The organism is Vibrio sp. ZF57 (assembly GCF_001691235.1).
Classification (GTDB): domain Bacteria; phylum Pseudomonadota; class Gammaproteobacteria; order Enterobacterales; family Vibrionaceae; genus Vibrio; species Vibrio crassostreae_C.
In genome coordinates, this window is sequence record NZ_MAKD01000128.1 from 1 (window position 1) to 295 (window position 295).

Sequence of the window (295 nt, forward strand, 5' to 3'; positions counted from 1 at the left end):
TCCAACGTCGCGTTTTCGCTGTCTGTCGCCGCGTTGCCCGCTGTATCCGTCACGTCCGCTTTCACGGTGATCGCACCATCAACCAGACCCTTACCTGTTAGGTCTGCTGTCGTGCTGAACGCACCATCCGTCACGGTCGCTGTGAACTGAGCTGTGTTGCCTTGGCTGTCAGTCACGGTCAAGGTCACTGTCTGACCGTTTTCGACATTCGTTGTGGTACCTGACAAGGTCACTTCGTCTGCTTCGTCAACACTGATGTTGCCGTCGCCTACGGTCGTCAAGTCGATTGTCGGTA

The 295-nt window shown here is 55.9% G+C and carries 1 protein-coding gene; it reads right to left on the reverse strand.

Translation table 11 applies throughout. The features are described from left to right. Positions 1-295: hypothetical protein (locus tag A6D97_RS19530; RefSeq protein ID WP_139074330.1), on the reverse strand; the 295-nt coding region annotated here is incomplete at both ends.